Source organism: Streptomyces sp. NPDC001380 (assembly GCF_042895785.1).
Classification (GTDB): Bacteria; Actinomycetota; Actinomycetes; order Streptomycetales; family Streptomycetaceae; genus Peterkaempfera.
On record NZ_JBIAWP010000002.1, the window covers coordinates 444,187 to 470,985 of the forward strand.

General features: G+C 79.3%; 21 protein-coding genes. 17 read left to right on the forward strand and 4 right to left on the reverse strand.

Annotated features, from left to right (window positions below; genetic code table 11):
- The first annotated feature begins 222 nt into the window (after positions 1-222).
- Positions 223-2,955 (forward strand): DUF6493 family protein, encoded by a 2,733-nt coding sequence (locus ACFY07_RS04665; protein WP_390867361.1) that lies wholly within the window; start codon positions 223-225, stop codon positions 2,953-2,955.
- 119 nt (positions 2,956-3,074) lie between these two features.
- A complete protein-coding gene (locus ACFY07_RS04670; protein WP_230647999.1) occupies positions 3,075-4,019 on the forward strand; it encodes a DUF389 domain-containing protein in 945 nt (314 codons plus the stop codon).
- Positions 4,020-4,115: 96 nt separating this feature from the next.
- Here the strand turns inward: ACFY07_RS04670 and ACFY07_RS04675 are convergent, their stop codons facing one another.
- The 3 genes from ACFY07_RS04675 to ACFY07_RS04685 form a co-directional block, all read right to left on the reverse strand.
- Complete coding sequence (locus tag ACFY07_RS04675) at positions 4,116-6,179, reverse strand: S9 family peptidase (RefSeq protein ID WP_390867363.1); 2,064 nt, start codon at positions 6,177-6,179, stop codon at positions 4,116-4,118.
- Between the two features lie 109 nt (positions 6,180-6,288).
- Positions 6,289-7,158, reverse strand: a complete 870-nt coding sequence (locus ACFY07_RS04680; protein ID WP_390867421.1) for an EamA family transporter — start codon at positions 7,156-7,158, stop codon at positions 6,289-6,291.
- A 441-nt stretch (positions 7,159-7,599) separates the two neighbouring features.
- On the reverse strand, positions 7,600-8,571 hold the full coding sequence (locus ACFY07_RS04685; protein WP_230647995.1) for a LysR family transcriptional regulator: 972 nt from the start codon (positions 8,569-8,571) through the stop codon (positions 7,600-7,602).
- 39 nt (positions 8,572-8,610) lie between these two features.
- On the opposite strand from ACFY07_RS04685, the gene ACFY07_RS04690 reads away from it, so the two are divergent.
- Positions 8,611-9,975 carry an MFS transporter gene (locus tag ACFY07_RS04690; protein WP_390867422.1) on the forward strand — a complete coding sequence of 455 codons (1,365 nt, stop codon included), beginning with the start codon at positions 8,611-8,613 and terminating at the stop codon, positions 9,973-9,975.
- Between the two features lie 26 nt (positions 9,976-10,001).
- Here ACFY07_RS04690 and ACFY07_RS04695 read toward each other — a convergent pair whose 3' ends face one another.
- A complete protein-coding gene (locus tag ACFY07_RS04695) occupies positions 10,002-11,234 on the reverse strand; it encodes an MBL fold metallo-hydrolase (RefSeq protein ID WP_390867423.1) in 1,233 nt (410 codons plus the stop codon).
- A 409-nt stretch (positions 11,235-11,643) separates the two neighbouring features.
- Here ACFY07_RS04695 and ACFY07_RS04700 point away from each other — a divergent pair, with 409 nt between their 5' ends.
- From ACFY07_RS04700 to ACFY07_RS04765, 14 genes are all read left to right on the forward strand, one after another.
- The gene (locus tag ACFY07_RS04700) at positions 11,644-12,417 is read left to right on the forward strand and encodes a ferritin-like domain-containing protein (protein ID WP_230647994.1); all 774 of its coding nucleotides are present in this window, start codon (positions 11,644-11,646) and stop codon (positions 12,415-12,417) included.
- 198 nt (positions 12,418-12,615) lie between these two features.
- Positions 12,616-13,452 carry a hypothetical protein gene (locus ACFY07_RS04705; RefSeq protein WP_390867364.1) on the forward strand — a complete coding sequence of 279 codons (837 nt, stop codon included), beginning with the start codon at positions 12,616-12,618 and terminating at the stop codon, positions 13,450-13,452.
- A gap of 133 nt (positions 13,453-13,585) precedes the next feature.
- The gene (locus ACFY07_RS04710) at positions 13,586-14,305 is read left to right on the forward strand and encodes a hypothetical protein (RefSeq protein WP_390867365.1); all 720 of its coding nucleotides are present in this window, start codon (positions 13,586-13,588) and stop codon (positions 14,303-14,305) included.
- On the forward strand, positions 14,299-15,243 hold the full coding sequence (locus tag ACFY07_RS04715) for a hypothetical protein (RefSeq protein ID WP_390867366.1): 945 nt from the start codon (positions 14,299-14,301) through the stop codon (positions 15,241-15,243). The genes ACFY07_RS04710 and ACFY07_RS04715 overlap by 7 nt, the downstream gene beginning before the upstream one ends.
- Before the next feature lie 176 nt (positions 15,244-15,419).
- The gene (locus ACFY07_RS04720) at positions 15,420-16,181 is read left to right on the forward strand and encodes an SAF domain-containing protein (RefSeq protein ID WP_390867367.1); all 762 of its coding nucleotides are present in this window, start codon (positions 15,420-15,422) and stop codon (positions 16,179-16,181) included.
- Positions 16,181-17,623, forward strand: a complete 1,443-nt coding sequence (locus ACFY07_RS04725; RefSeq protein ID WP_390867368.1) for a hypothetical protein — start codon at positions 16,181-16,183, stop codon at positions 17,621-17,623. Before ACFY07_RS04720 ends, ACFY07_RS04725 begins: the two co-directional genes overlap by 1 nt.
- A complete protein-coding gene (locus tag ACFY07_RS04730) occupies positions 17,613-19,349 on the forward strand; it encodes a CpaF family protein (RefSeq protein WP_390867369.1) in 1,737 nt (578 codons plus the stop codon). The genes ACFY07_RS04725 and ACFY07_RS04730 overlap by 11 nt, the downstream gene beginning before the upstream one ends.
- The gene (locus ACFY07_RS04735; RefSeq protein ID WP_390867370.1) at positions 19,349-20,365 is read left to right on the forward strand and encodes a type II secretion system F family protein; all 1,017 of its coding nucleotides are present in this window, start codon (positions 19,349-19,351) and stop codon (positions 20,363-20,365) included. The genes ACFY07_RS04730 and ACFY07_RS04735 overlap by 1 nt, the downstream gene beginning before the upstream one ends.
- Complete coding sequence (locus ACFY07_RS04740) at positions 20,362-21,249, forward strand: hypothetical protein (RefSeq protein WP_230647985.1); 888 nt, start codon at positions 20,362-20,364, stop codon at positions 21,247-21,249. Before ACFY07_RS04735 ends, ACFY07_RS04740 begins: the two co-directional genes overlap by 4 nt.
- 61 nt (positions 21,250-21,310) lie before the next feature.
- Positions 21,311-21,592 (forward strand): hypothetical protein, encoded by a 282-nt coding sequence (locus ACFY07_RS04745; protein WP_390867371.1) that lies wholly within the window; start codon positions 21,311-21,313, stop codon positions 21,590-21,592.
- Positions 21,593-21,648: 56 nt separating this feature from the next.
- Positions 21,649-22,014, forward strand: a complete 366-nt coding sequence (locus ACFY07_RS04750; RefSeq protein ID WP_390867372.1) for a TadE/TadG family type IV pilus assembly protein — start codon at positions 21,649-21,651, stop codon at positions 22,012-22,014.
- A gap of 17 nt (positions 22,015-22,031) precedes the next feature.
- Complete coding sequence (locus tag ACFY07_RS04755) at positions 22,032-22,475, forward strand: TadE/TadG family type IV pilus assembly protein (RefSeq protein WP_390867373.1); 444 nt, start codon at positions 22,032-22,034, stop codon at positions 22,473-22,475.
- 136 nt (positions 22,476-22,611) lie between these two features.
- Positions 22,612-23,010: a hypothetical protein gene (locus ACFY07_RS04760; RefSeq protein WP_390867374.1), complete on the forward strand. Its 399-nt coding sequence runs from the start codon at positions 22,612-22,614 to the stop codon at positions 23,008-23,010.
- A complete protein-coding gene (locus ACFY07_RS04765) occupies positions 23,010-26,624 on the forward strand; it encodes a LysM peptidoglycan-binding domain-containing protein (protein WP_390867375.1) in 3,615 nt (1,204 codons plus the stop codon). Before ACFY07_RS04760 ends, ACFY07_RS04765 begins: the two co-directional genes overlap by 1 nt.
- Positions 26,625-26,799 lie beyond the last annotated feature (175 nt).

Below are 26,799 nucleotides of genomic sequence, written 5' to 3' on the forward strand. Positions count from 1 at the left end.
CGGTCCGGCCCCCGCCGCGGGGCGGCCCGGATCCCGGCTCCGGCGCGGCGCCTGCCCCGCCCGGACCCCGCCTCCTTCCCCGCCGCCTCTGCGGACGGTCCCGCCGTGCCGCCCCGCCGCCGGGGCCCGCAGGTCCCTCGCCCCGGCGACCGGTGACCCCGCCGATGCGCAGCCCACCCGTCCCGGGCGGGCACCCCTCCCGAACAGGAAGAACAGGATCCCGTGACCACCGCATCCCTCCCCACCCCCGCCCCCTCCCGTCCCGCGGCGGAGGGGACACCGCAGGACCGGCTCGTCGCGGCCGTACGGGAGGGCCGCCTCGACCTGGTGCGCCGTCTGCTGCCCGCCCTCGGCCCCGCCGACCGCCGCGCCTGCCTGCCCGCGCTCAAGGAGTTCCGGCGGGAGCTGCGGGACGTGTGGGGGCCGGACAGGCAGTCCCGGGCGGCGACCCTGCTCGTCGCCGGCACCGCGTGCCACTCCGGTGCGGCGGCCGCCGCCCAGTGGATCGGCCGCGCCGCCCGCGGCGGCCTCCCGGAGCCCGCCCTCCCCGCCCTCGTGGAGGTCCTCGCCGACCGCGCCCCCGAGTGGCGGTCCGACGTCGCCCGGCGGCTCGCCGAACGCCCCGACGGGGCCTGGGGCTGGGACGACTACCCGTTCGTCGAGTACCTGCTGCGGACCACCGGCACCCCCGCGCCCGCCTCCGACGCCTTCGTCGCCCGCTGGGCCGGGGAGCGCACCCGGCAGCAGGTCCGGATCCGCTCGGGCCGCGACCTGTGGCGGGCGGTCCTCCCCGCCGGCGCCACCCTCCTGGAGCGGCTGCGGAACGACAGCTACCTGCCCGCCCTCGCCCCCCGGCTCTTCGAGGCCCCCGGCACCGCCCCCGTCCTGGACCCGGCCTGGCACCCGGAGGGCCCCGAGGGCGGCTGGCCCGCCGCCCTGGCCCGGCTCGCCGACGAGGGCCTCCTCGACCGCTCCGACCTCCTCGACCGCTGCCTCGCCCGGCTGCTGCGCGGCGGGCGGCCCGGGGAGCTGCGCGTCTTCCTCGCCGTCCTGGAAGCGTTCGCCCCCACCCCCGACGAGCAGGCACGGCGTGCACGGACCTACGTCCGGCTGCTGCCCGACGCCCCCTCACCGGTGGCCTGGCACGCCCAGCAGGTCCTCGCCGGGCTCGACGAGGCCGGCCGCCTCGACCCCGGGCACCTCGCCGAGGCGTCCCGCGCCGTCCTGTTCCGCAGCGAGAAGAAGCTGGTCCGCGCCCAGCTCACCTGGCTCGACCGGACCGCCCGCCGCGATCCCGCACGGGCCGCCGACGTGGTGCAGGCCGCCGCCGACGCCCTCGGCCACGAGGACGCCGCCGTCCAGGAAAGGGCCCTCAATCTGATCGCCCGCCACCTGGCCCGCGCCGGCGACGGTGTCCTGCCCGCGCTGCGCGCCGCCGCCGAGGGGCTCGACCCCGTCCACCACGCCCGCTCCGCCGCGCTGCTGGGCACCGACCACGCCGCCGAGGACGGTCCGGCCGACCTGCTGCCGCCCGTTCCCGTGCCGCAGCCCCTGTCCCCGCCGCCCGCCACTCCGGCGGAGGTCGCCGAGGAGGTCTCCGCGCTCCTCGCCGGCCCTGCCGACGTCGCCTCCTTCGAACGCGCCCTGGACGGCCTGGTCCGCCACGCCCGACGGGACCGCGCCGCACTCGCCGCCGCCCTGGAGCCCGTCCTGCCCCGGGAGACGCGGCAGCGCTGGGAGAGCTGGGGCGACTGCACCACGGCGGACATCGCCTTCGTGGCACTCGCCGTCCTCGGGCGGCACAGCATCATGAGCCTCCAGGAGGCCCGGGCCGGCCGGTGGCGCGCGTTCGGCCATGGCCTCAGCGGCTTCGGCGCGGTCCTGGCCGCCCGGTTCGCCGAGGCCGCGTGCCAGGTCGTCCGCGTTCCCCCGCCCGGCCTGCTGGCCACCCCCACCCACTCCACCGGCGCCCTGGACCCGGCCGAGCTGGTCCGCCGCCTCCGGGCCTACGAGGAGGCCGGGGCCGTGCCCGGCGAGGTGGACTTCTCCCAGGCCCTGCTGCGGCTCACCCCGGACGCCGCGCCGGAGGTCCTCGCCGCCGCCGACTCCCTCCCCTCCCCCCACGGCCAGGCGGTCGCCCGCTGGCTGCGTGCGGGCGGCACCACGCGGCCCGCCGCCGTCCCGGTCGAGCGCCCGGCCCCGCGGCACGGCCAGGACCCCTGGACCCCGGTCGGAAGCCTCTCCGCCACCCGGGTCCTCCTGGAGGCGGCCGAGACCGCCGCCCCCGTCCCGCTCGCCGACCCCCTGGCACGCCTGCTGAGGCCCACCAGCCACCTCGGGGGGGAGGGGAACGACCTCTGGGGCCGGGTCGACTCCTCCGCCCACTGGGCGGCCGTGCTCCCCGGCCACCGCGAGACCGTCGCCCTGCGCTGCCAGCGTCGCTTCGCCGCGGCCGCCGACCTGGACCAGCGGGGGAACGCCGCCCTGCTGCCGCTGCTCGCCGAGGCGGGCGGCCCCGCCGGCGAGGCCGTCCACCTGGGCGTCGCCTACGGCCTCGGCGCCCGCTTCCCCGAGGACCGCACGGCCGCCGTCGACGCCCTGCTCGTCCTCGCGGCCCGCGGCGACCTCCGTCCCGGACTGCTCGGGGAGCGGCTCGCCGAGCTCACCGCCCTCGGCGCGGTCAAGCCGAACCGGCTGGCGGAGGCGCTCCGCGACGCCTCCCGCACCGGCGCCCACGGCACCGTCTGGTCCGTGCTCGCCGCCGCCCTGCCCGGTCTGCTCGCCGGGCAGCCGCCGCGCGGCGCCGCCGAGCTGCTCACCGTCGCCGGGGACTGCGCCCGCCGCAGCCGGGCGCGCGGCGCCGTGCCGGAGGTGACCGCGCTCGCCGCCCGCAGCGGCTCCTCCCGGCTGGTGAAGGAGGCCCGGCTGCTGCGGGACGCCCTGGGTGCGGGCTGAGCCCGTCCGCCGGGCCCGTGCCCCGTAGCCTGGACCGCCCCCGTACCCTGGGGCGCCGACCCCGGCCGGGCGCAGCCCGGTCCGGCCCGCCCCGTCCCGCCGGAGCCGTTGGAGCTGACGTGCTGCACCTGCGCCTGATCGTGCCCGCCGACCTCGCCGACGAGGTGCGGGCCTGCCTGGACGGCACCGTCGGCGTCACCCACGTCGTGGTCCTCCCCGGCGCGGCCCGCCGCCCCGCCGGTGACCTGGTGCTGTGCGACGTGGCGCGGGAGGCCGCGGACGGCCTGATCGCCGCGCTGCAGAAGTGCGGCCTCCAGGAGGAGGGCGCCATCACCGCGGAGGAGGTGGGCCTCTCCCTCTCCCGCCACGCGGACCGGGCGGAGAAGGAGGCTCCGGGCGAGGGCGCCGACGCGGTGGTGTGGGAGGCGGTGGCGGACGCCACCCACGAGGAGTCCACCCTCTCGGCGACGTTCCTGGCGTTCCTCGCGCTGGCGACGATGCTGGCGGCCTGCGGGGCGGTGCTGGACAGCGCGATCCTGGTCGTCGGCGCCATGGCGGTGGGACCGGAGTTCGGCCCGCTGGCCGGGGTGTGCGTGGCCCTGGTCGAGCGGCGGCCCCGGCTGGCCTGGCGCTCGCTCCTGGCGCTGGTGGTCGGCTTCGCCGTCGCGATGCTGCTGACGGTCGGCTTCTCCCTGCTGATGGACGCCCTGGGGCTGTTCAGCCGGGCCCGCTTCGACGGGGACCGCCCCAACACCTCGTTCATCTGGCAGCCCGACCCGATGTCCTTCGTGGTCGCCTTCCTCGCCGGGATCGCCGGGCTGCTCTCGCTCACCTCCGCCCGGTCCGGGACCCTGGTGGGCGTGGCGATCTCCGTCACCACCGTGCCGGCCGCGGCCAACGCCGCGGTGGCGCTCGGCTACGGCGACGTCGCCCAGGCCGTCGGGTCGTCCCAGCAGCTCGCCCTCAACCTGCTGGGCATCGTGGCCGCGGGCGTCCTGACCCTGCTGGTCCAGCGCGGCGGCTGGGGCCTGGCCCGCCGCCGCGGGCGGTCCCGCACGCGGTAGCGCGTGCCGGGCCGCCCGCGGACGGACCCGGCCCTCCCGGAGGCCGGCCCTCCCGGCGGCCCGGAGGACCGGACCGCCGGGCGTCCCGACCCGGCGTCAGACCAGCTCGGGCCGCCGCCACTCCTCGCCCAGCACGTGGTGCGCGAGGAAGTTGAGGACGGTGGAGTACCAGAGCCGGCTGTTGTTGGGCTTGAGCACCCAGTGGCCCTCGTCGGGGAAGTACAGGAACTTCGCCGGCACGCCGAAGCGGCACAGGTCGTTCCAGAGCGCCAGCCCCTCGCCGATCGGCACCCGGTAGTCCTTGTCGCCGTGGACCACGAGCATCGGTGTGGTGATGGACGCGGCCCGCAGGTGGGGCGAGTACCGCTCGTAGCGCTCGGTGCGCTCCAGCGGGTCGCCCTGGTGGCGCATCCAGTACGGCGGGAAGTCCGTGGTGCCGCCGAAGGCGACCAGGTTCCACAGGCTCGCGTGGGTGACGATCGCCTTGAACCGGTCGGTGCTGGCGGCGATCCAGTTGGCCATGTAGCCGCCGAAGGAGCCGCCCATCATCGCGGTCCGCGCGGCGTCCAGGTCGTCGCGCTCCAGCGCGGCGTCGGTGAGCGCCAGCACGTCCCGGTACGGGGCGCCGCCCCAGTCGCCCCAGCCGCGGTCGTGCATCCGCTGCCCGTAGCCGGTGGACAGCGCCGGGTCGGGCAGCAGCACCGCGTACCCGGCGGCGGCGGCCACCCACGGGTTCCACCGCCAGGTCCAGGCGTTCCAGCTGCTCTGCGGGCCGCCGTGCACCCACAGCAGCAGCGGCGCGGGGGCGTCGGCCGACGCGCCGTGCGGCAGGACCAGCCAGGCGCGCAGGGCGGTGCCGTCCTCGGCCTCGGCCGCCACCTCGGCGAGCGTGCCGGGCAGGTCGCCCACGGCGCCCGGGCAGGGCAGCGCCTCGGGACGCTGGTCCGCCGCCGCCGCGTCCAGCCGGACGGGCGCCGGGGCGGCGTCGATCGCGGACCGCAGCGCGTAGACCGCGCCGCCGTCCGGCGCGGCCACCACGTTCGTGTACGCGCCGGAGGCCGTCAGCCGGACGACCTCGCCGCTCCCGGCGGAGACCCGGAAGACCGGGGCGTGGCCGGCCTCGTCGGCGGTGAAGAAGACCACCGGCGCGCCGTCCGGGCCGGGCACGGGCGAGACCACCGGCGCGCCCGGCCACTGGTCGAAGCCGGGCAGCAGGTCCCGCCCGGCGTCCTGCTCGTCGGCGGCGTCGACCAGCCACAGGGTGGTGTCGGAGCTCTCCTCCCAGGTCAGGCGCCGCTCCCGGACGCAGACCAGCGTGCGGCCGTCCGGGGCGAAGGCGGGCGAGGAGTACTCGGCCTCCGGCTCCTGGAGGGTGCGCAGCACCTTGCCGGTGGCGGCGTCCGCCACCACGACGGCGGCGCGGATCTCGTCGGGCCGGGTGCCGAGGTAGACGGTGTACGCCACCAGCGTCCCGTCGGGGGAGAGGGCGAGGCCCTCCGCGGCGTCCACGCCGCGCGTGCCGCAGTCGACGGCGTCGGCGTCGGCGACCGTGCCCGCGGCGGCGACGGCCGGCCCGGCGGCCGCCGTGAACACGTGCGGCACGTCGGGGCCCAGGTCGCGGTCCCAGTACCGGACGATCGGCGCCTCGTGCAGGACCGCCGTCACCTTGGCCTTCTCGCGGGCCTTGCGCAGGTCGGCGTCCTGCGCGGCGTCCTCGGCGCCGGGCAGCAGCGACGCGGCGAACGCCACCCGGTCCGCGCCGGCCGCGGACGCCACCGCGTACTCGCCGATCCCGCCGGACCGCCGCAGCAGCGGGGCGGCCTCGCCGCCGCCGGGGGGCAGCGCCCACAGGGCGGCCTCCTTGCGGTCCTCCTCGCCCTCGGCGGGGTCCGGCGCGGGGCGGGAGGAGAGGAAGAGCAGGGTGCCGTCGGGGAGGAAGCGGGGGGCCGACTCGCCGCGCCCGGAGCGCGTCAGCCGCCGGGCGGGGCGCTCCCCGGCGGGGTCGACCTCCCACAGCGACCCGGTGTAGCGGGTGCCGTCGGCGGAGAGTTCCTGGACGGCCGTCACCAGACGGGTCCCGTCCGGTGACAGCGCCAGGGAGGAGACCCGGGGGAGCGCGGTGAACGCCGCGAGGTCGTGGAAGGAAGTGGTTTCGGGCATGGCCGCCATCCTGCTCCCCGCCCCCCGGCCGCCGCCAGGGTGCGCCTGCGAACCACCGCTCAGCCCTCGGCGAAACCCGCGCGCCCGGGAGGCGGCCCCGGGCGCGTCCTCAGTGCCGCCGCTCGGTGCTGACCACCACGCAGACGCCCGCCACCACGACCGCGCCGCCCAGCAGGATCGACGCGCTCACCGGCTCGTCCAGGACCAGCCACCCCAGCAGGACCGCGACCACGGGGTTCACGTAGGCGTAGGTGGCGACGAGCGAGAGCGGCGCGGTGTGCAGCAGCCAGGCGTACGCCGTGAAGGCCACCAGGGAGCCGAAGACCACCAGGTAGGCCAGCGCCGCCCAGGAGCGGCCCGACACCGCGGCGGGGTCGAGCCCGTGCTGCTCGCCGCGCACCAGTCCCAGCACCAGGCAGCCCAGGCCGCCGGCGGCCATCTCGTAGGCGCTCGCGGCGAAGGGGTTGGCGGGCATCGGGATGCGGGCGGACCAGAAGGAGCCCGCCGACCACATCAGGGTGGCCGCGACCACGGTGGCCAGTCCGCCGAGCTTCATCGTGCCGCTCAGGCCCGGGGCGGTGAGCACCAGCAGCCCTGCCAGGCCCAGCAGCACCCCGCCGAAGGTCGCCCGGCGGGGGCGGTCGCCGGTGGCGGTGCGCAGCAGCACCACCCACACCGGCACCACCGCGATCAGCAGCGCGGTGAGACCTGACGGCACGGAGGTCTCGGCGAGCACCACCAGGCCGTTGCCGCCGACCAGGAGCAGCAGCCCCACCAGGGCGGCCGAGGCCAGCTGCCGGGGTGTGGCGCGCAGCGCCGCCGGACCCTGGCGCCACGCGACCAGGCCGGCCAGCAGCAGACCCGCCGTCACGAACCGGGCGGCGGCGGAGAGGAACGGCGGCATGGTCTCCACGACGATCCGGATGCCGAGGTAGGTCGAGCCCCAGACGACGTAGACGACGGCCAGGGCGGCCCACACGGCCCCGCCGGTCCGCTGCCGTGCGGCGGCGGGCGCCGCTCCGGCGGCCGGAGCGGCCGGAGCGGCCGGACCGGCCGGACCGGTCGGGGAGGCGGGCACCGCGGCCGCAGTGACCGCCGCGCCCGCCTGCGCCTCGGGCGGGGCCGCCGCCCGCACGGCGGAGGGCGCGCAGGCCTCCGCGGGGGCTGCTCCCTCCGGGGTCCCGGACACCTGGGCTGTCATGGGCGTCTCCTCGTTACGGTGCTGTACGGCTGCGGACACCATCACACCGCACGCCGCCGCCCAGGCGCCAGCGGCAATCGGCCGTCCACTCCGGCCGCCGCACCGTCCCGTCCCGGCGCGTCCGCCCGGCGCGCGCCGCCCGACGTGCCGCGTTCCCGTCCTCGCCCCGGCTCCGCCCCCGCCCGCGCTGCGCGCCGGGTCCGTCCGGCCTCCGCGCGCTCAGCCGGACGAGGGGGCGGCCATCAGCCGGGCGTCCGCCGCGGGCAGCCAGCTCCCGGGCGGGCGCTCCAGCCACCCGGCGGCCCCGGCCAGCTCCCGGACGGCGGACAGCAGGGCGTCCAGGCCCGGGTGGCGCAGGCCGCGCCGCCAGACCATCGCCACCGGGGAGAGCGGCACCGGGTCGGTGAGCGGGCGCAGCACGAAGCCGGGCACCTCGCCGAAGTCCGTACTGGCCAGCACCGACCAGCGGTGCTTGCCGACCAGCCGGGTGAACTCCCGGGCGCCGTCGATCCCGGGGAAGGGCGCGACCAGGTCCACGCCCCGGCCGTCCAGCAGCCGCCGGGCCAGGTCCGTCCACTCGGCGGTGGCCGGGTTGCCCGCCGCCGCGTACAGGGCCTCGCCGGTGAGCGCGGACAGCGGGACCTCGCGGCGGGCGGCGAGCGGGTGGTCGGCGGGCAGGAGCACGGCCATCGGCTCGTAGCGCACCGGGCAGTGGGCGAGCCGGGACCGGACGGCGGGGGCGAGTCCGGCCGCCCGGCCGAAGGCGACGTCCAGCCGTCCGGCGAGGATCGCGTCCGCGGCCCCGGTCAGGCCGCTGCTGTACCGGGCGACCAGCTCCGTCTCCGGGGCGGCCTCGCGGGCCGCCGCGAGCACCCGCGCCGGGGTGGTCCGCTCCGCGCCGACGTCGACGAGCAGCGGGCGGGCGGCCGGGGCGAAGGCGGCGGCCAGTTCGTCGCAGGCGGCCAGCACCCGGCGGGCGTACGGCAGCAGCCGCTCGCCGTCGGCGGTCAGCTGCACCCGCCGGGTGGTGCGCACGAACAGGTCGCAGCCCAGGTCGCGCTCCAGGGTGCGGATGTCCCGGCTCAGCGCCTGCTGGGCGACGTGGAGCCGCGCCGCGGCCTGGGTGAAGTGCAGGGTCTCGGCGGCGGCCGTGAAGGCGCGCAGCAGGCGGGGATCGGTACGCGGGTGCACCCCGCCATTCAACACCGGATTGACAACGTCTCCGTGTGAATACCGTCTGAACAGGTGTTTGACCCTTCCCGGCCCCCCGGACAGGGTGGTCGCGTGAACGCCTACCGCCGCCTCCTCACCACCCCCGGAGCCCTCGCCTTCACCGCGGGCGGCCTCGTCGCCCGGCTGCCCGCGGGCATGTTCGGCGTCAGCGCCCTCACCATGGTGGCCGCCGCCCACGGCTCCTACGCCCTGGCCGGCGCGGTCGTCGCCACCGGGCTCGCCGCCACCGCCGTGGCGGGACCGCTCACCGCCCGGCTGGTCGACCGGCGCGGCCAGGCGCGCGTCGCCCTCCCGGCCGCCGTCCTCGCCGCCGCCGGGGCCGTCGCGTTCGCCCTCTGCGCCCGCTGGCACGCCCCCGTCTGGACGCTCTTCGCCGCGCACGCCGCCACCGCGGCCGCCCCCAACACCGGCGGCATGTCCCGCGCCCGCTGGGCCCACCTGCACCGTGACGACCCGTCGGCCCGCCACACCGCCAACGCCCTCGAACAGGCCGTCGACGAACTCTGCTTCATGCTCGGCCCGGTCCTCGCCGTCTGGCTCTGCACCTCGCTCTCCCCGCAGGCCGGCACGGTCGCGGGCGCGGTCCTCCTCCTCGCCGGCGTGCTGCTCTTCACCGCCCAGCGCGCCACCGAGCCCCCCGTGGCGCCGCACCGGCCCGACGCCCACGGCCACCCGCTCGCACCGCCGCCCGGCACCGCGCCGCTGCTGGCGGCCTTCCTCGCCGCCGGCGTCGTCTTCGGCGGCATGGAGGTGGCCACCATCGCCCTCGCCGACCACCTCGGCCACCGCGCCTCGGCGGGCTGGATGCTCGCCCTCCAGGCCACCGGCTCCTGCGCCGCCGGGATCCTGTACGGCACGGCTGCGCCGCGCGGCACCGCGGAGGGCCGCTTCACCCGCGCCGTCACCCGGATGGCCCTGGCGACGCTGCTGCCCCTGGCCGGCGCACTGTGGGGCGGCGGGCACACCGCCGTCCTCGCGGCCTGCCTGCTGGTGGCGGGGATGGCCACCGCCCCGGCCATGACGAGCGGCACCGGCCTGCTGCAGGCCCGTGTCCCCGCCGCGCGCCTCCACGAGGGGATGAGCCTGCTGGTCACCGCCATCGTCGGCGGCATCGCCGCGGGCCAGGCCGTCGGGGGCTGGACGGTGGACCACCGCGGCCCCGTGGCCGCCTACGCGGTCCCGGTCGTCGGCGGCGGCCTCGCCCTGCTCACCGTCCTGTCGCGCCGAGCCGGCCGGGCGGGCGCGGGTCCGGGCACGGGCTCGGTGCGGGTGGCCTCGGGGGCCGCGGCAGCCGCCCCCGCACCGGCAGCCGCCCCCGCACCCGCACCCGCACCCGCACCCGAACCCGTGCCCGAGCGCTGAGCGGGTCCGCGGGGCCCGGCCGTCCGTCAGGCGTGCACGCCGCCCGGCCGGACGGTGTCCTCGTCGGGCGGCGCCCCCGGCCCCGCCCGTCCCGGCGCCTCGGCCGCCTCCGCGGCCGCCCTCGCCTCGGCCGCCTCCCCCGACGCCCCGCGGACGGCCCGGGTGCCGAGCGCGGGCCACCCGGTGCCGCCCGGCGGCACCACGGCCGCCGTCCGCCACCACAGCCGCAGCCCCGGCGGGTCCGCCGGCTCCACCGGCTCGCCCGGCCGCGGCACCGCCACCGGCGCCCCGGCGGCCAGCGCCGCCGCGACCGTGCGCTCCGCGGGCTCCTCCCACGGGTGCGGCGCCAGGTCGAAGGTGCCCCAGTGGATCGGGAGCAGGAGGCCGCCCCGCAGGTCGAGGTGGGCCCGCACGCCCTCCTCGGGCGTCATGTGCACCTCCGGCCACAGGTCGCCGTACGCGCCGACCTGCACCATGGCCGCGTCGAACGGGCCGAGCCGCTCCCCGATGCCCGCGAAGCCGGGGAAGTACCCGGTGTCCCCGCTGTGGTAGACCCGGTGGTCCGGACCGGCCACCACCCACGACGCCCACAGCAGGTGCGGGCTGGTGCGCGGGCCGCGGCTGCAGTAGTGGCGGGCCGGGGCCGCGGTCAGGGTGAGCCCGGCGACCTGCGCCGACTCCCACCAGTCGAGCTCGGTGATCCGCCCCTCCGGCACGCCCCAGTGCTCCAGGTGGGCGCCGACGCCCAGCGGCACCGCGAAGACCGCCTCCGTGTGCCGGGCCAGCGCCCGCACGGTCGCCATGTCCAGGTGGTCGTAGTGGTCGTGCGAGACCACCACCGCGTCCAGCCGCCCCAGGTCCCGCATCGCCAGCGGCACCGGGTGCAGCCGGCGGGGGCCCGTCCGGACGAAGGGCGAGCAGCGCTCGCTCCACACCGGGTCGATCAGCACCCGCCGCCCGTCGATCTCCACGAGCACGGTGGCGTGCCCGAGCCATGTCGTCCGCAGCCCCGAGGCCGGCGGCTCGGCGAGGTCGGCCGCCGTCAGCGGGTGCAGCGGCACGGCCGTCGCGGGCCTGCGGCGCGACCGGTCGGCGCCCAGCACCGCCGTCAGCCCCTGCAGCGGCGACCCGCCGGCCAGCCGCCGGGTGGGCACCGGGTTCTGGAAGGACCCGCCCGCGAAGTGCGGCGAACGCAGGACGCGCTCCAGGCGGGCGCCGGTCGGCTCGCCGCCGAACGCCGCGGGCCGCAGCCGCCGCAGCGCCGCGCCGGGAAGGGAGAGGGCCCGCCCGGCGCCGGACGGGCGGGACGGGTCGTCGGGCCGGGTGGACCGCGGGGTGGAGCCGGGCACAGCGCCTCCATGGTCGGTGGTTCGGACACGATCCGCGGCGGCGTGCGGTCCCGCAGCCCGACCGCGGCCGTGCGCCGATCTCCACCGCAGACTACCCACGCGGGGCACGCCGGACGCCGCCGTCCGCTCCCGCGCCACCGCCCGGCTGCGACCGCGCCACCCGCCCGACCGCCACGGCGGGCGGCCCGGACGCCCCGTGGTTACGATGCAGACGGCTGCCGGGGCGGCTCTGCCGCCGCCTGCCCGTACCGGGTCGGGGCGGCCCGGGACCCCCGCCCGCCCGCCCGCCGTGTGGCGCGCCGTCCGAGAGGTGGTTGCCATGCTCACCGCCCGCAGTCTCTTCCAGGCCATCCACGACAACGACGAGGCCTTCAGGCTGTTCTGCAGCATCGCCGCCCAGGACGAGAACCAGGGCGGGTGGGAGAACGAGCGCATCGCCGCCCTGGTGAGGGATCCCGAACTCGCCCCCAAGATCGCCCGTCACGGCGCGGACGAGCGCAAGCACGGCCGCATCTTCGCCCAGCTGCTCCGCAGGCGCGGCCTGGAGCCGGTGCCGGTCCCGCCCGACACCGACTACTGCATGCTGCTGGAGCGGCAGGGCATCGGCCTGCTCCACGAGCGGCTGCGGTCCGACCGGCCCATGGACGACCGGGACGTCATCACCTACCTGGCCCACAGCCGGGTCACCGAGCAGCGAGCCGCGGAGGAGATGCGGCTGCTGGCGCGCGTCCTCGGCGACCACCCGGAGGTCGGCCGGGCGGTCCGCATGATCTCCGCGGACGAGGACAACCACCTGGCCTACTGCCACGAGGAGCTGCTGCGCCTCGCCGACCAGGGGCACGAGAAGGCCATCCGGGCGGTGCTCCGGGAGACCGCCCGCGCCGAGATCCGCACCCACCGCGACGTCGGACTGGCCGTCATGCGCCGCATGGGCCGCATCCTCGGCTGGCCCCGCCCGCAGCGCGCCGCCCTCGCGGCGGGGCTCCACCTGCTCTACCTCTACGAGGCCGCCTACGGGTGGCGGCGGATGGTGAGCCTGCGGCTGCCCGCGAAGCGCAACGCGATGGGGCCGCGCCCGGTGACGGTGGTCTGAAGCCGCCCGTACCCCCCTGTCCGTACCTCCTCACTCGTACCTTCCCGCCCGCGCCCCCGCCCGCACCTCCCCGGGTGCGGCGGCCCGACGGCCCGACCGCCCGACGGCCCGACGGGCCGTCCGTCCGGCGGACCGTGCCGTCCGGCCCCCGCGCGGCGCCCGCGTGCGCCAGAGTGGAGGCCGGCGAGAGGAGGGCCCGTGGGCGGCACCCTGGCGGCGGACCTGGTCGTGATCGGAGCGGAGTGCGGGGGCGAGCGGGCGCTCGCCGGCACCGCCGACGCCGGCCGCGGCGCCGGACTGCTGGCCGGGGCCCTGCACGGCGCCTGGTACGACGGCGTCCCCGGCCCCGGCAGGACGGCGGTGGTGCCCCCGGACGCGGGTGCCAACGCGATGCTGACGGCGGTCCAGGAGGCGGCCGGGCGCGAGGGCCGGTTCCTGGTGGTCTGCCTGCTCGGCCGCCTGGTCGCGGACCCCCGGCAGCGGCGGCTCGCCCTGGTGACGGCCGGCAGCACCCGCGACAACGCGTACCGGCGCGGCCTGGCCTGGGACTGGGTGGTGAGCGCCATGGTCCACGGCGGCCACCGCGAGACGCTGCTCCTGGTGGACGCCGTGGCGGACCGCGACACCTGGGAGGCGCTGGACCGGGGCGACGGCGGCCCCGCCGAACTGCTGGACCACTCCCGGGTGCCGCTGTGGGGGAGCGTCGCTCCCTGGGCGGCGCCCCGGCGCGGGCGCGGGCCGGTGCCGCCGGGCGCCGACGGCTCGTTCGCCGACGCCGTGGCCCGGGTGGTGCGGCAGGGCGTGCCCGGCCTCCCCGGGGCGGTCTCCCCGGCGGACCTGCACCCCGCCGTCCGCACGCGTCTGGGCGCACGGGAGCGTGCGGAGGCGCGCCTGATCGCGCCCGCGCCGGGCGGGCGGCTCCTGCTGCGCAACCCGGCGGCCCTCCGGGGCATGTTGTCGCAGTCGTCGCTTTCCGGAGAACTTCTGGCACTTCTGGACCGGAAGGACTCCCCAAGCCGCCCACCCTCTGCGTAGTCTCGGTGACCGCCGGTGTTGCCGGGAGCCGACGGGACGGCGAAGAATCGCCCCGACGGCGGACATGACGGGCCGACAGGCATATTCTGCCGACCACTGCCACAGATGGGTCGGGATGCGGCGAGGGGGGCCGATGCGACGACGTGCGCACGTGTGGCGTCCTCCGGCGGTCCGCGACGGGCGGCCCGGGGGGCGGGGGAGCGGAGCGGGGGCCCGCGCATGCCCCGGCGCGCCGCCGCCGGACGCGCGGGCCCGGACCGCCGGGCCCGCCGCCTCCCTGGGCCTGCTCGCGTCCGCCCTGCTCCTCGCGGGCTGCGCGGCCCCGTCCCCCGGCACCGTGGACCGCCTCGGCGCCCGCCCCCGGCCCCCCGCCGGCCCCACCGCCGCCGCCACGGCGCGGTCGGGCCCCGCGCCGGCGGTCCCCGACGACGGCCGGACCGGCGTCGAGGCCCGCCAGCTCCTCGCGGTGTGGGACGGCTGGTGGCAGGCCCAGGCCGCCGCGTACGAGCGGGGCAGCCGGGCGGCCACCGCGCTGCGGCTGTACTCCACCGGCCAGGCGCTCAGCGGCACCCTGGCCAACCTCCGCAACCTCCAGGAGGCCGGCATGGCGATGCGGGGGAGCCCCGTCAACGACGCGCGGGTCACCGCGCTCGACCTCGCGGCCTCCCCGCCCACCGCCACCGTCGAGGACTGCCTGGACGTCACCGGCTGGCACCAGGTGGACGCCCGCACGAAGCAGCCCCGGGACCCGCGGCAGCGGCTCACCCGGTACGTCGTCACCGGCACCGCCCGCAAGAGCGGGGACGCCTGGCTCGTCACCCGTCTGACCGCGCAGAAGGGCCGCACATGCTGAAGCTCCCCAGGCGGGGCGGGACGCTCCTCGCCCTCTCTGTTGGCGCGCTCATGACCATCGCCCGGCCGGCCGCCGCCGGCGACCCGCCGCCGGGCGGCGGCGTCTGGGAGTGCCACAACGAGGTCACCTGCGTCGAGGTCCACGTCCCCGGCACGCCCGGCTCCACCCCCACGGCGGGGAGCGGCGGCGGGGGCGGCGGGAGCGGTCCGCAGACCTGCACCTGGGCCGGCAGGGAGTACCCCTGCACCGACCCCGACCTCGGCTGGTTCAACACCTCGGACGGCTGCTACTACTCCCGCACCGACCCGCAGCCCGCCGCCGGCGACCCCGCCTGGGGCGGCCACGACCCGAAGGACGGGGCCGTCTACGACCGCGTCTGCCGCCAGGCCGACGGCAGCCTCGCGGTCAAGGACCCGGTCTGGCTCGCGGCGCCCCCGGGGGCCGAACCGCCGCCCGATCCCCGCCAGGTGGCGCTGCAGGCCATCGCGCAGCTCCGCTACCCGAAGCCGGCCCTGCACACCGCCCCCGGAGGCAAGGGCACCCCCCTGGTCGGCATGCCGGTCTGGCTGTGGACGGACCCGCTGGCCGCCAGGCCCTCCAAAGCGCTCACCGTCCGGGGCGTCACCGTCCGGGCCGAGGCCGCCCTGGCCAAGGTCGTCTGGCACCTCGGCGACGGCACCGACCTGGAGTGCCCCGGCACGGGCACGCCCTACCGCCCCGAGGACGGCGGCCGCGAGTCGCCCGACTGCGGGCACACCTACGCGCACTCCTCGGCCGGGCACCCGAACGAGGAGTTCACCGTGAGCACCACCCTGTACTGGCACATCACGGCGACCGTCGAGGGGACCGGCGTGCAGCCGATCGACCCCCCGCCCGACCTGCCCACGGAGGGCGCGGCGCTCCGGTTCGAGGTCGCCGAGGTCCAGGTCCTCAACTGACGCACGGCCGGCAGCACGGCCCCGCACCGCACGCACCGCACCGCACGCACCGCACCGCAGCACCGCACGCACCGCACCGCAGCAATCCGCACCACCGCACCGCACCGCACGCACCACCGCACCTCGCGCGCACCGGCCCGGCGGGCACGGGCGCCACGCACGGAAGGCACAGTCGGGTGGAGAACAGGGCATTCCCGTCGCTGTCGGCGTCCCCGCCGGCGCCGGCCGCCGGCGGCGACGGCAGGCCGCCCGAGCGGACCGCGCCGGACCGGGCCGCACCGGACCGCCCCGCCGCGGTCGCGCCCCCCAGGGCGCTGCGCGCCCGGCGCCGGCGCCCCGCCGTGCTGGCCCTGTCGGTCGCGCTGGTCGCGGCGGGCGGGCTCGGCGGCGCCGCCCTCTACACCGCCACCGGTGAGCGGGTCTCCGTCCTGGCCCTGGCCCGCGACGTCCCGGCGGGCCAGCAGCTCACCGCGGGCGACCTCACCGTCGCCCGGATCGCGGGCGACCCCGCGCTGCGCCCGCTGGACGGCGCCGACCTGGACCGCGCCGTCGGCATGCGCGCCACCAACGACCTCAAACGCGGCTCCCTCCTCACCAAGGCCGACGTCACCGACCAGGCGGTCGTGCAGGCCGGGCAGCAGATCGTCGGCGTCGCCGCCAAGCACACCCAGCTGCCCGCCACCGCCCTCAAGCCGGGCCGCCGGGTGCTCGTGGTCTCCACGCCGGACGCCGACCGCAGCGGCTCCGCGTCCTCCCCGGCCGCCCGCCCCCAGACCCTGTCCGCCACCGTCGTCACCGTGGGCGGCACCGACACCGACGGCACCACCGTCGTCGACATGGCCGTCGACGCCTCCGACGGGCCGCGGCTCGCGGAGATCGTGGCGAGCGGCAGGTTCCTCGTCGTCCTGGCCCCCGTCCCCGAGAGGAGCGGCGGCTGATGGCGGTGATCGCGGTCGCCGGCACTCCGGGCGCCCCCGGGGCGACCACCTCCGCCCTCGCCCTGCTGCTGGCCTGGCCGCTGCCGGAGGGCCGCCGCGTCCTGCTCGCCGAGTGCGACCCGGACGGCGGCGCCGTCCTCGCCGGCGCCCTGGAGGGCCGCGTCGAGGCGGTGTACGGGCTGCGCAACCTGGCCGTCGCCGACCGCCGCGGCCGGCTCGCCGAGGAGCTGTGGGAGCAGCTGGTCGACCTGTCGCCCGGGGGCGCCGCCGACCGGCTGCTGCTGCCCGGACTGACCGACCCCGCCCAGGCCGTCGGCCTCGCCTACACCTGGGAGCCGCTGGCCGAGGCGTTCCAGGCCCTGGAGCAGCACGGCTACGACGTCGTCGTCGACCTGGGCCGCTCGGGCGCGCACGGGGCCGGGGCACCCCTCGCCCGGCGGGCGGACGCGGTGCTGCTGACCGTGCGCTCCACGCTGCGCGGGCTCAGCGCCGCCCGGCCCCGCCTCGCGGCGCTCCGCGACGACCTGGACACGGCGGGCACCGGCGCGGACGCCCTCGGCCTGCTCCTCGTCGAGGAGGGCCCCTACCCGGCCGCCGACGTCTCCCGCGAGCTGGGCGCGCCCGTGCTGGGGCTGCTGCCGTACGCGCCGCGCACCGCGCGGGTGCTCTCGGACGGCGGGGAGACCACCGACCGGCGCTTTGTGCGCTCGGAGCTGATGCGGGCGGCCCGTTCGGCCGCCGACGAGGTGCGGCTGCTGGCGGCCCGGCGGCGGGTGCGGCTCGCCCCCGGCGCCGCGGCCCCGCGGCAGGACTCCCCGCCGCCGGGCGCCCTCCCGTACGGGGCCGCGGGGGAGGGCGGCGCGGCCCGGGGCGGTGCCCCGTACGGCGGCGCGGTCCAGGGTGCCGTGCCGTACGGATCCGCGCCGGGCGGCGGCACGGCCGCCGCGACCGGTCCGCTGACGGGCCTCGCCCCGCAGCCCCCGGCGCCCGCCCCGTTCCCCGCGCCCGCCCCCTTCCCGCCGCACGCCGCCCCGCAGCCCGCTTCCGCACCGGCCCCGTTCCCCGGCCCGGGGACCGCGCCGTACGGGACCGCGCCGTACGGGACCGCGCCGTACGGGACCGACCCGTACGGGGGCGCACCGCCCGCCGCCGCGCCGTACGGCCCCGCGGCCGGCCACGCCCCGTCCGCCGCGGCGCCGAACCCCTTCGCCGCCGGGCCGGCGCACCCCGCGGACCGGTCCGCCCCCGCGCACCCGGACCCCTTCGCCACCTCCGTCCCGCCGCGCGCGGGTGACGGCGTGCCGGCCCCGGGCGTCCCGTACGGGCCGCTTCCCGGCCCGGTGGCGCCGCAGCCGGCCCCGCCCGCGCCCTTCCCGCCCCAGGGCGGGACCGGCCCCCGCGGGACCGCCGACCAGGGCGAGGAGGTGCTCCGTGCACGGTGAGCCCCTGCGCGGCCGCCCCGTCCCCGGCGGCCCCGTCCCCGGCGGCCCCGCCGCCGGGCCCCCGAACGGCGGGCCCCCGAACGGCGAGCCCCCGCACGGCGGCTCCCCGTACGGAGCCCCCCTGCACGGCAGGCCCGCCGACACCGCCCCCCGGTCCGCCGCCCCCGCCGCCCCCGCGGCCGCCGGCCACCCCTACGCGGCCGCCCGGCCGGTCCCGCAGGGGGGCGCCCCCGCCGACCCCGCCCGCCTGCCCGCCCTGTCCGCGCCGGCGCCCGCGCCCGGCGGCACCCCCGCCGCGCCGCCCGCCGGCTGGACCGCGGGCTGGACCGCCCCCGCCACCGTCGCCGCGGCCCCCGCCGCCGTCGACCCGCAGGTCGCCCGCGAGCTCAAGCGCCAGGTCGCCGCCGAACTGCACGAGCAGCTCGCCCGGCAGCCGCACGGCGCGGGCGCCGACGCCGCCCACCGCCGCCAGCGCGGCCGGGCCCTGATCGAGGAGGCCGTCGCCCGCTGGTCCGACGCCCACGCCCAGGCGCACGGCGTGCCGCCCACCCGGGAGCAGGACCGGGCGCTGGCCGAGGCCGTCTACGACCTGCTGTTCCGGGCCGGGCGCCTCCAGCCGTACCTCGACGACCCCGACATCGAGAACATCCTCATCAACGGCTGCGACGACGTCTGGGTCTCGAAGGTCCACCAGCCGCTGCGCCGCGTCCCCCCGGTCGCCGACAGCGACACCGAGCTCGTCGAGCTCCTCCAGGACCTCGCCCGCCAGCACGGCGGCGGCGAGCGCAGCCTCTCCACCGCCAGCCCCACCCTCGCCCTGCGCCTGGAGGGCGGCATGCGCCTCCAGGCCCTCACCGAGGTCACCCCCCGCCCGTACGTGGCGATCCGCCGCCACCGGGTGGCGTCCGCGACGCTGCGCGACCTGGTCGCGCTCGGCACGGTGGACCCCACCCTCGCGGCGTTCCTCGCCGCCGCCATCCGGGCCCGCAAGAACGTGATGATCACCGGCACCCAGGGCGTCGGCAAGACCAGCCTGCTGCGCGCCATGGCCGGGGAGATCCCGCCGGACGAGCGGGTGGGCACCCTGGAGAGCGAGTACGAGCTGTGGCTGCACACCCTCGGCCACCTGCGGCAGGTCGTGCCCATGGAGGCCCGCGAGGGCAACGGCGAGCGGGTCGACGGCCGCACCGCGGGCGAGCTGACGATCGGTGAGCTGATCCCCGCCGCGCTGCGCATGACGCTCTCGCGCATCATCGTCGGCGAGGTCCGCTCCTCCGAGGTCGTGCCCATGCTGCGGGTGATGACCAACGGCGAGGGCGGCTCCATGTGCACCCTGCACGCCCGCGGCCCCCACATGGTCGTCGACCGGATCGCCGAGCTCTGCCTGGAGTACGGCGCCCACATGACCGACACCCTCGCCTACCGGCTCACCGCCAACGCCGTGGACTTCGTCGTGCACGTCGCCATGGTCGACGAGACCGCCGTCGGCGGCCGCCGCCACCGCTTCGTCTCGCACGTCCTGGAGGTCACCGGCCTCGGCGAGAGCGGGCGGCCCGCCATGAACACCGTCTTCGGCCCCCGCGACGGCGAGCCGCGCGCGGTGCCCCGCACGCCGCCCGCCTGCCTCGACGACCTGCGGCGCGCCGGGTTCGACGACCGCATGCTGCAGTCCCCCCACGGCGCCTGGGGCGCCCCCCTCGACCTGCGGATCGGAGGGCGTGCCTGATGCTCCTCTACGCCGTGTGCGGCGCCGCCGTCGCCGCCGGACTGGTCGGCCTGGCCGCCTGGCTGCTCGGCGCCGGGGCCGCCGCGTCCGACGGGCCCGGCCCGCTCGCGCTCCGGCTGCGCACCCTCTGGTACGGCGCGCCCGGGACCGCCGACCCGCGCGTGCTGCGCCTGCGCCGCGTCCAGCTCGGCGCGTCCGCCGCCGGCGGGCCGCTGATGTGGCTCTTCAGCGGGGTCCCGCTGACCGTGCTGCTGGTGCCCGCTGCCGTCTTCGGCATCCCCTGGCTCTTCGACACCACCCGCTCCCACACCCACCGGGTGGAGAAGCTGGAGGCGCTCTCCGAGTGGACCCAGCGCCTCGCCGACGTGCTGCTCCTCGGCGTCGGCCTGGAGCAGGCCATCGTCACCAGCCGCCGGACCGCCCCCGCCCTGCTGGAGGGCGAGGTCGCCGACCTGGCCTCCCGCCTCCAGGCCCGCTGGCGGCCCGAGGAGGCGCTGCGGGCCTTCGCCGACCAGCTGTGCGACGCCACCGCCGACAAGGTCCTCGCCGCCCTGGTGCTGCGGGCCTCCGACCGCGGGCCGGGCCTGGCCCGCGCCCTCGCCGACATGGCCGAGTCGGTCCGCGAGGAGGTCCGCCAGCGCCGCGCGATCGAGGCCGACCGGGCCAAGCACCGCACCACCGTGCGGTGGCTGGTCACCATCATCCTCGGCGTGGTCGTGGCCGGGTCCTTCAACCGCCGCTACACCGCCCCCTACGGCACCGTCCTCGGCCAGCTGGTGCTGGCGCTGCTCGCCGCGGCCTTCGTCGCCGTCGTGCTGTGGATGCGCAGCCTGGCCTCCCACCCGCCGCTGCCCCGCCTGCTGGAGCCCGACCGGCGCAGCCGCGTCGGCGCCCCCCGGCCGGAGGCCGCCGACGAGGAGGACGGCGACCGCGCGCCCGGCGCCGGCGCGGACGGCGCCGGGCCGGTGCGGACCGGCCCGCTGCCCGCCGCGACCCCCGCCAAGGAGCTGCGATGATCTCCCCCTGGGCCGTCCTCGCGGGCGCCGCCGCCGCGGGCGGCGTCGCGCTGCTGGCGTCCGAGCTGCGCCCCGCCCCGCCCGACCTCGGCTCCGCCCTCGACCGGCTGCACCGCGCCCCCGCCCGGGAGCGGCCCGGAGCCCCCGCCGCGCCCGACCGCTGGTACGACCGGCTCGGGGAGCGGTGCACCACCCTGCCCGGTGCCCGCATCCCGCGCCGCGAACTGGCGCTGATCGGCCGCACCCCGGCCCGCTTCATGCTCCACAAGCTGCTCTTCGCCCTGCTCGGCCTGCTGCTCCCCGCCTACCTGGGCGCGCTCGCGGCCCTCCTCGACGTGGCGCTCCCCGTGCTGCTGCCCGCCCTCGCCGGGCCGGTGCTCGCCGCCGTGCTCTGGATGGTGCCGGACGCGGTGGTGCGCGGCGAGGCCAAGGAGGCGCGGGTGGAGTACCTGCACGGCGTCGCCTCCTACCTCGAACTGGTCGCCCTGGAGCGCGCCGCCGACTGCGGCCCCGCCGACTCCCTCGTCCGCGCCGCCGCCGTGGGCCGCGGCGCGGTCTTCCGGCGGCTCTCCGACGCCCTGGACCGCGCCGCCACCGACCGGCTCCCGCCGTGGGACGGGCTGGACGCGCTCGCCGACGAGCTCGGCCTCACCCCCCTGCAGGACGTCGCCGACATCATGCGCATCTCCGGCACCGACGGCGCCGCCGTGTACGACACGCTGCGGGCCCGGTCCAGGAGCCTGCGCGCCGAACTCCTCGCCGAGGACCTCGCCCGCGCCAACACCGACAGCGAGCGCATGGTCGCCCCCGGATCCGCCCTGACCATGCTGATGACCGCCCTGATCGCCTTCCCCGCCCTCTACCAGATGCTCCACAGCGGCTGACCCCCGGCCGCCCCGCACCGCACCCCCGAACCCCCGCCCGCAGAACCGGGAGCACCGAGACATGAAGCACCTGACCGGCCGCCGCCCCGCGGCCCCCGCACCCCTGGCGGCCCTGGCGGCCCTGACCGCCGCCACCGCCCTGCTGCCGCTGCTGATGGGCGTCCACCTGGTCCGGTACCGGGTGGACCGCGCCCGCCGGGCCGCCCGCGACGGCGACCGCGGCGCCATCTCCATCGAGCTCGCCCTCGCCATCATCGCCCTGGTGGCGGTGGCGGGCGGGGTGGTGGTCGCCCTGACCAGGCTCGCCGACAACGTCACCGCGAAGATCCCCGGGGACAAGTGAGCCGGTCCGCCCCCCTGCGGCGCCCCCGGCCGCGGCGGCGGGCGGACGACGGCTCCATGAGCGTCAGCCTCGCCCTCGTCCTCCCCGCCGTCCTCGTCCTGGTGCTGCTCGTCGTCCAGGCGTCCCTGTGGTGGTACGCCCGCCAGGTCGCCCTCACCGCCGCCCGCGAGGGCGCCGAGGCGGGCCGCGCCCACCGGGCCGGACCGGCGGACGGCACCGCCCGGGCCCGGGCGTTCCTCGACCGGGCGGGCACGGCCGTCTCCGACCCCCGGGTCTCGTCGGACGGGAGCACGGCCGCCGTGGTCCGCATCACCGTGACCGTCCGCGCCCAGTCCCTGCTGCCCGGCCTCGACGGGCAGCTGATCACCCAGCACGTGACCGCCCCCGTCGAGCGGTTCGTCCCCCAGGAGGCCCGACCGTGAGGACAGGAGGCCCGGCCGTGAGGACCCGCGGCGCCGCCCCCGGCGGCCGGGGCGAGGAGGGGAGCGTGGCGCTGGAGGCGGCGATCATCGCCCCCGCGCTGATCCTCTTCGTCCTGCTCGCCGTCGCCGCCGGGCGGCTCCAGACGGCCGGCGGCACCGTCGACGCGGCCGCCCGCGCCGCGGCCCGCAGCGCCTCGCTGGCCCGCACCGCCGAGGCGGCGCAGCAGGCCGCGTCGGGCGCCGCCGAGGAGACGCTGCGTCAGCAGGGCGTGCACTGCACCGCCCGGAGCGTCGACGTGGACACCGCGGGGCTCGGCGCGCCCCTCGGGCAGACGGGCGAGGTGACCGCGGTGGTCCGCTGCACCGTGCAGCTGGACGACCTGCTGCTCTCCGGGCTGCCCGGCTCCCGCACCATGACCGGCCGGTTCACCTCGGTCGTCGACCGCTACCGGGGGCGCTGAGATGGCCCGGACCGCGGAGGGCGGGCGTGCGGCGACGGGCAGGAGCCCGGCGGGCGGGCGTGCGGCGGACAGGCGTGCGGCGGGCGGGCGTGCGGCGGGCGGGCGCGCCGGGGCGCGGCGCACCGACGCCGGGTCGGTGTCGGTCTTCGTCGCGATCTGCGCCGTCGGCCTGCTGGCCGTCATCGGCATCGTCATCGACTGCGGCGGCCGGCTGCGCGCCGTCGAGCGCGCCGACGCCCTCGCCCAGGAGGCCGCCCGCGCCGCCGGGCAGCAGGTCGACCCGGCCGCCGCCCTCTCCGGCGGACCGGTGGTGGTCGACCCGGCCGCCGCCCGCGCCGCGGCGGCGCGGTACCTGGCGGGCAGCGGCGTGCGCGGCGAGGCCGTCGTCAGTGCCGACGGCAGGACCGTCCGCGTCACCGTGGACGGCGAGTACGACACCGCCCTGCTGGGCGTGATCGGTATCGGCAGCATGACCGTGCACGGCGAGGGCAGTGCCAGCCTGGTGCGCGGCGTCGGAGAAGCGGAGAACGGCTGATGACCGCCCCACGAGCGGAAGTCCACCGACCGGTGCGCCGCGGTGCGCCCGCACCCCTCCCCCCGCGCGGCGGCGGGCCCGGCCGCGGGCGGCTGCGGTCACTGGCCGCCGCCGCGGCGGCGGCCGTCGCGCTGGCGGCCCTGCTCGCGGGCGTGCCCGCCCTGCTGCTCCTCGGCACCCGCGCCGTGGCCGGCATGGGCGCGCCCGCGCACGGCGGCGTCCTCGACCTGCTGACCCGCCCCGACGACGGGCGCCTCTTCCTGTGGGCGCTGGTCGCCGTCGGCTGGGCCGCGTGGCTCTGCTTCGCGCTCTCCGTGCTGGTGGAGGTCCCCGCCCAGCTGCGCGGCCGCGTCGCCCGGCGCCTGCCGGTCCTCGGCTGGAGCCAGCGGGCCGCCGCCGGGCTGGTCGGCGCCGTCCTCGCGGTGCTGCCCGCCGCCGGGGGCGCCTTCGCCGCGCCGGTCCACGCGCCGGCGGCGATCACCGCCGCACCGCGGCACGCCGCGCTCCCCGCGGCCCCCGCCCCCCGGCCCGGGGCGGCGGCGCCCGCCGCCGACCGGCCCGTCTACACCGTGCGGGACACCCGGCCCGCCGACAGCCTGTGGACCATCGCCGAGCGGCAGCTGGGGTCGGGGGAGCGGTGGCAGGAGATCGCCCGGCTCAACGACGGCCTGGTGATGGACGACCAGGGCCGCCGCTTCGACGCGGACCGGCCCATCCAGCCCGGCTGGCGGCTGCTGATGCCGGACGACGCCCGGCCCGACGCCGCCGGGCAGGACGCGCCCGCCGACCCGGGGGGGAGCACCCCGGAGCACGCCGCCGTCACCGTGCGGCCGGGCGACACGCTCTCGGCGATCGCCGGGCGCGAGCTGGGCGACGCGGACGCGTGGCCGCGCCTGTACGAGGCGAACCGGGGGGTCCGCGCCCCGGACGGCGAGCGGCTCACCGACCCGGACGTCATCGCCCCCGGCATGGTCCTGGCGGTCCCCGGCGCCCGGCCCGGCACCCCGGCGCCCGGGACGACCCCGCCCCCGGCGGGGGACGGCGCCACCCCGCCCGGCACCACCCCGCCCGGTGCGGACGGACCCGGTGCGGACGGGCCGGGCGCCCCCGGGGGGTCCGCCCCGGCGACACCCGCCCCGGGCGCCTCCACAGCCCCCGCCACCCGCACCCCCGAGCCGCAGGCGTCGCAGTCCGGGGAGCCCCGGTCCGAGGCCCCGCAGTCCGAGGCCCCCACCCCCACCACCGCCCCCGCCACCCCCGCGGACCCGTCCGACGGCGGCACCCCCACCGCCTCCGCCGACCGCGACCCGAGCGCCGCCGCCCTCACCGCCTCCGGTGTGACGGTCCTGCTGGCCGCCCTCCTCGTCGGCGCGGTCGCCGCCCGGCGGGGCCGCCAGCAGCAGCGCCGCCGCCCCCGCCACCGCATCGCCCTGCCGCCGCCGCCCGCCGCCGCCTTCGAGGCGGAGCTGCGGGCACGTCAGGACGCCGCCGGGCTCGACCTGGTGGACCGGGCCCTGCGCACCCTCGCCCGCAACACGGCCGCCGCCGGCCGGCGGCTGCCCGCCCTCACCGCCGTCCGGATCACCCCCGGCCACACCGTCGAACTGCACCTGTCCGTCCCCGCCGTGCCCGTCTCCCCCTTCCGCGCGTCCCACGCCTCCACCACCTGGTGGTGCCCGCCCGACGCCCCGGACCTGCTGCCCGCCGACGAGGCCGCCGCCGTGCCCGCCCCCTACCCGGCCCTGGTCGGGATCGGCTCCGCGCCCGACGGAGGGGCCGTCCTGGTCGACCTGGAGGCCGTCCGGCTGGTCCACCTCTCCGGCGACCCCGACGACGTCCGGTCCGTGCAGCGGGCCCTCGCGCTGGAGCTCGCCCACAGCCCCTTCGCCGAGGACCTGCACCTGCACCTGGTCGACGCCGCCCCCGACCTGCCCGCCGCCGACCGGGCCGCCGCCCGGGTGCAGCGGCACGGCACCCTCGACGAGGCGCTCCGCCGGCTCGCCGACCGCGACGCCGCCGCCCGCTCCGCCCTGGCCGCGGCCGGTGCGGCGCACCCCCGGGAGGCGCGCAGCCGCGGCCTCGCCGACGACGCCTGGACGCCCGAGGTGGTGCTCTGCGGCCACGCCCCCGCCGGGACCGCCCCCGAGGACCTCGGCCGGCTGCTCGACGCCCGCCCCCGCACCTGCGTGGCGGCGGTGACCCGGGCCCCGGCGCGGGGCGACGGGCCGGTCGCCCGCTGGACCCTCGCCGCGTCCGGCCCCACCGCGCTGCCGGGCCTCGGCCTCACCGTGGAGCTGCAGCGGCTGACGGCGGAGCAGTACGCCCTCTGGGGCGACCTGCTGCGCGCCTCCGGCAGCACCGAGCAGCTCCCCGCACCGGACTGGACCGTCGAGGGGCCGGAGCCGGACCCCGCGCACTGGCCGTTCCTCGACCGCGAGGCCGGGGCCTGCCCCCCGGACCCCTGGCAGGGCGAGGGCCCCTGGGAGGCCGGGGACGCCGGGGAGGCCTCCGGCCCCGACGGCGGGGGTCACGGCGCCGCCGCCGTGCCCCGGCGCACGGCCCTGCCCGCCCTCACCGTCCTGCGCCCGCAGGTCGGGACCGGTACGAGCGCCTTCGCCGGCACCGACCCGGCCGCCCCCGTCCGGATGCCGCCCGCACCCCCGTCCCGCACCGCCCCCCGCACCGCGGAGCCCCCCGCGTCCGCGCCCGCCCCGGCCCCCGCGCCCGCCCCGGCCCCGGCCCCGGCCCCCGCGCCCGCGCCGGCCGCCGGGACGCCCGGGGAGCAGCCCCGCCCGGGCCGCACCGACGCCGAGGACCTCCTCGCCATCCTGCGGTCCACCCACGCCCACACGGTCCGCACCGCCCCCCGGGTGCGGCTGCTCGGCCCGGTGGACGTGCTCGGCGCCCCCGGCCCGCTGGACCCCGCCGCCCGCGGCCGGCTGACGGAGGTGGCGGCGTACCTCGCCCTCAACCCGGGCAGCGACCAGCGGGCCCTGGACCTCGTCCTGCACCCCGGGGCCGTCCACCGCGACCCCGAGGCCGCCGAGCAGGCCGGCCGCGACCTGGCCGCCTCGGTGGACCGGCTGCGCGACTGGCTGGCCCAGGACCCCGAGGGAGACGGCCTGCTGCTCACCGACGCCAGCGGCGCCCACACCTTCTCACCGGCCGTCACCTGCGACTGGGACGACTTCCGCAGCCTGTACCGGCGCGGCATGCGCAGCACCAGCCCCGCCGCCGACGCCGCGCTCGCGCACGCCCTCGCCCTGGTGCGCGGCGCCCCGTTCGCCGAGGTCCCGGCCGGTGCGTACGGGTGGGCGGAGCCCTTCCGGGAGGACATGGTCGCCGCCGTCCTCGACACCGCCCACGAACTCACCGCCCGCCGCCTCCAGCACGGCGACTACCGCAGCGCCGAGGCGGCGGCCTTCCGCGGCCTCGCGGTCTGCCCCGACGCCGAGCTCCTCCACCGCGACCTGCTCTACGTCTACGCCTCCGCGGGCGCCCGGGAGCAGCTCCTCAAGGCCGTCAACCGCCTGGACGCCACCAGCCGCCACGCCGCCCGCGACCTCGAGCCCGAGACCGTCTCGCTGCTCCGCGACCTGATGGAGCAGCCCTGACCGCGCACCCCGCCGGCCGACCCTCCGTCACCACCGGCCCGCGCCCGGCGGCCTGTCGGGGTCCGGCCCCGCCCGGGGCGGCCCCCGGGGACGGCCGCGCCGGTACACCCCCCGGAGGCGGCTTTCGCACCGGCCGTCCGGACGGACGCCCCGCGCCGCCGGATGGCCGAGCGCC

Bases quoted from the DNA above. Each gene is read 5' to 3' on its own strand.
- ACFY07_RS04675 (WP_390867363.1), bottom strand. From the start codon at position 6,179: ATGCCCGAAACCACTTCCTTCCACGACCTCGCGGCGTTCACCGCGCTC.
- ACFY07_RS04700 (WP_230647994.1), top strand. From the start codon at position 11,644: ATGCTCACCGCCCGCAGTCTCTTCCAGGCCATCCACGACAACGACGAG.
- ACFY07_RS04710 (WP_390867365.1), top strand. From the start codon at position 13,586: ATGCGACGACGTGCGCACGTGTGGCGTCCTCCGGCGGTCCGCGACGGG.
- ACFY07_RS04715 (WP_390867366.1), top strand. From the start codon at position 14,299: ATGCTGAAGCTCCCCAGGCGGGGCGGGACGCTCCTCGCCCTCTCTGTT.
- ACFY07_RS04725 (WP_390867368.1), top strand. From the start codon at position 16,181: ATGGCGGTGATCGCGGTCGCCGGCACTCCGGGCGCCCCCGGGGCGACC.
- ACFY07_RS04735 (WP_390867370.1), top strand. From the start codon at position 19,349: ATGCTCCTCTACGCCGTGTGCGGCGCCGCCGTCGCCGCCGGACTGGTC.
- ACFY07_RS04740 (WP_230647985.1), top strand. From the start codon at position 20,362: ATGATCTCCCCCTGGGCCGTCCTCGCGGGCGCCGCCGCCGCGGGCGGC.
- ACFY07_RS04745 (WP_390867371.1), top strand. From the start codon at position 21,311: ATGAAGCACCTGACCGGCCGCCGCCCCGCGGCCCCCGCACCCCTGGCG.
- ACFY07_RS04750 (WP_390867372.1), top strand. From the start codon at position 21,649: ATGAGCGTCAGCCTCGCCCTCGTCCTCCCCGCCGTCCTCGTCCTGGTG.
- ACFY07_RS04765 (WP_390867375.1), top strand. From the start codon at position 23,010: ATGACCGCCCCACGAGCGGAAGTCCACCGACCGGTGCGCCGCGGTGCG.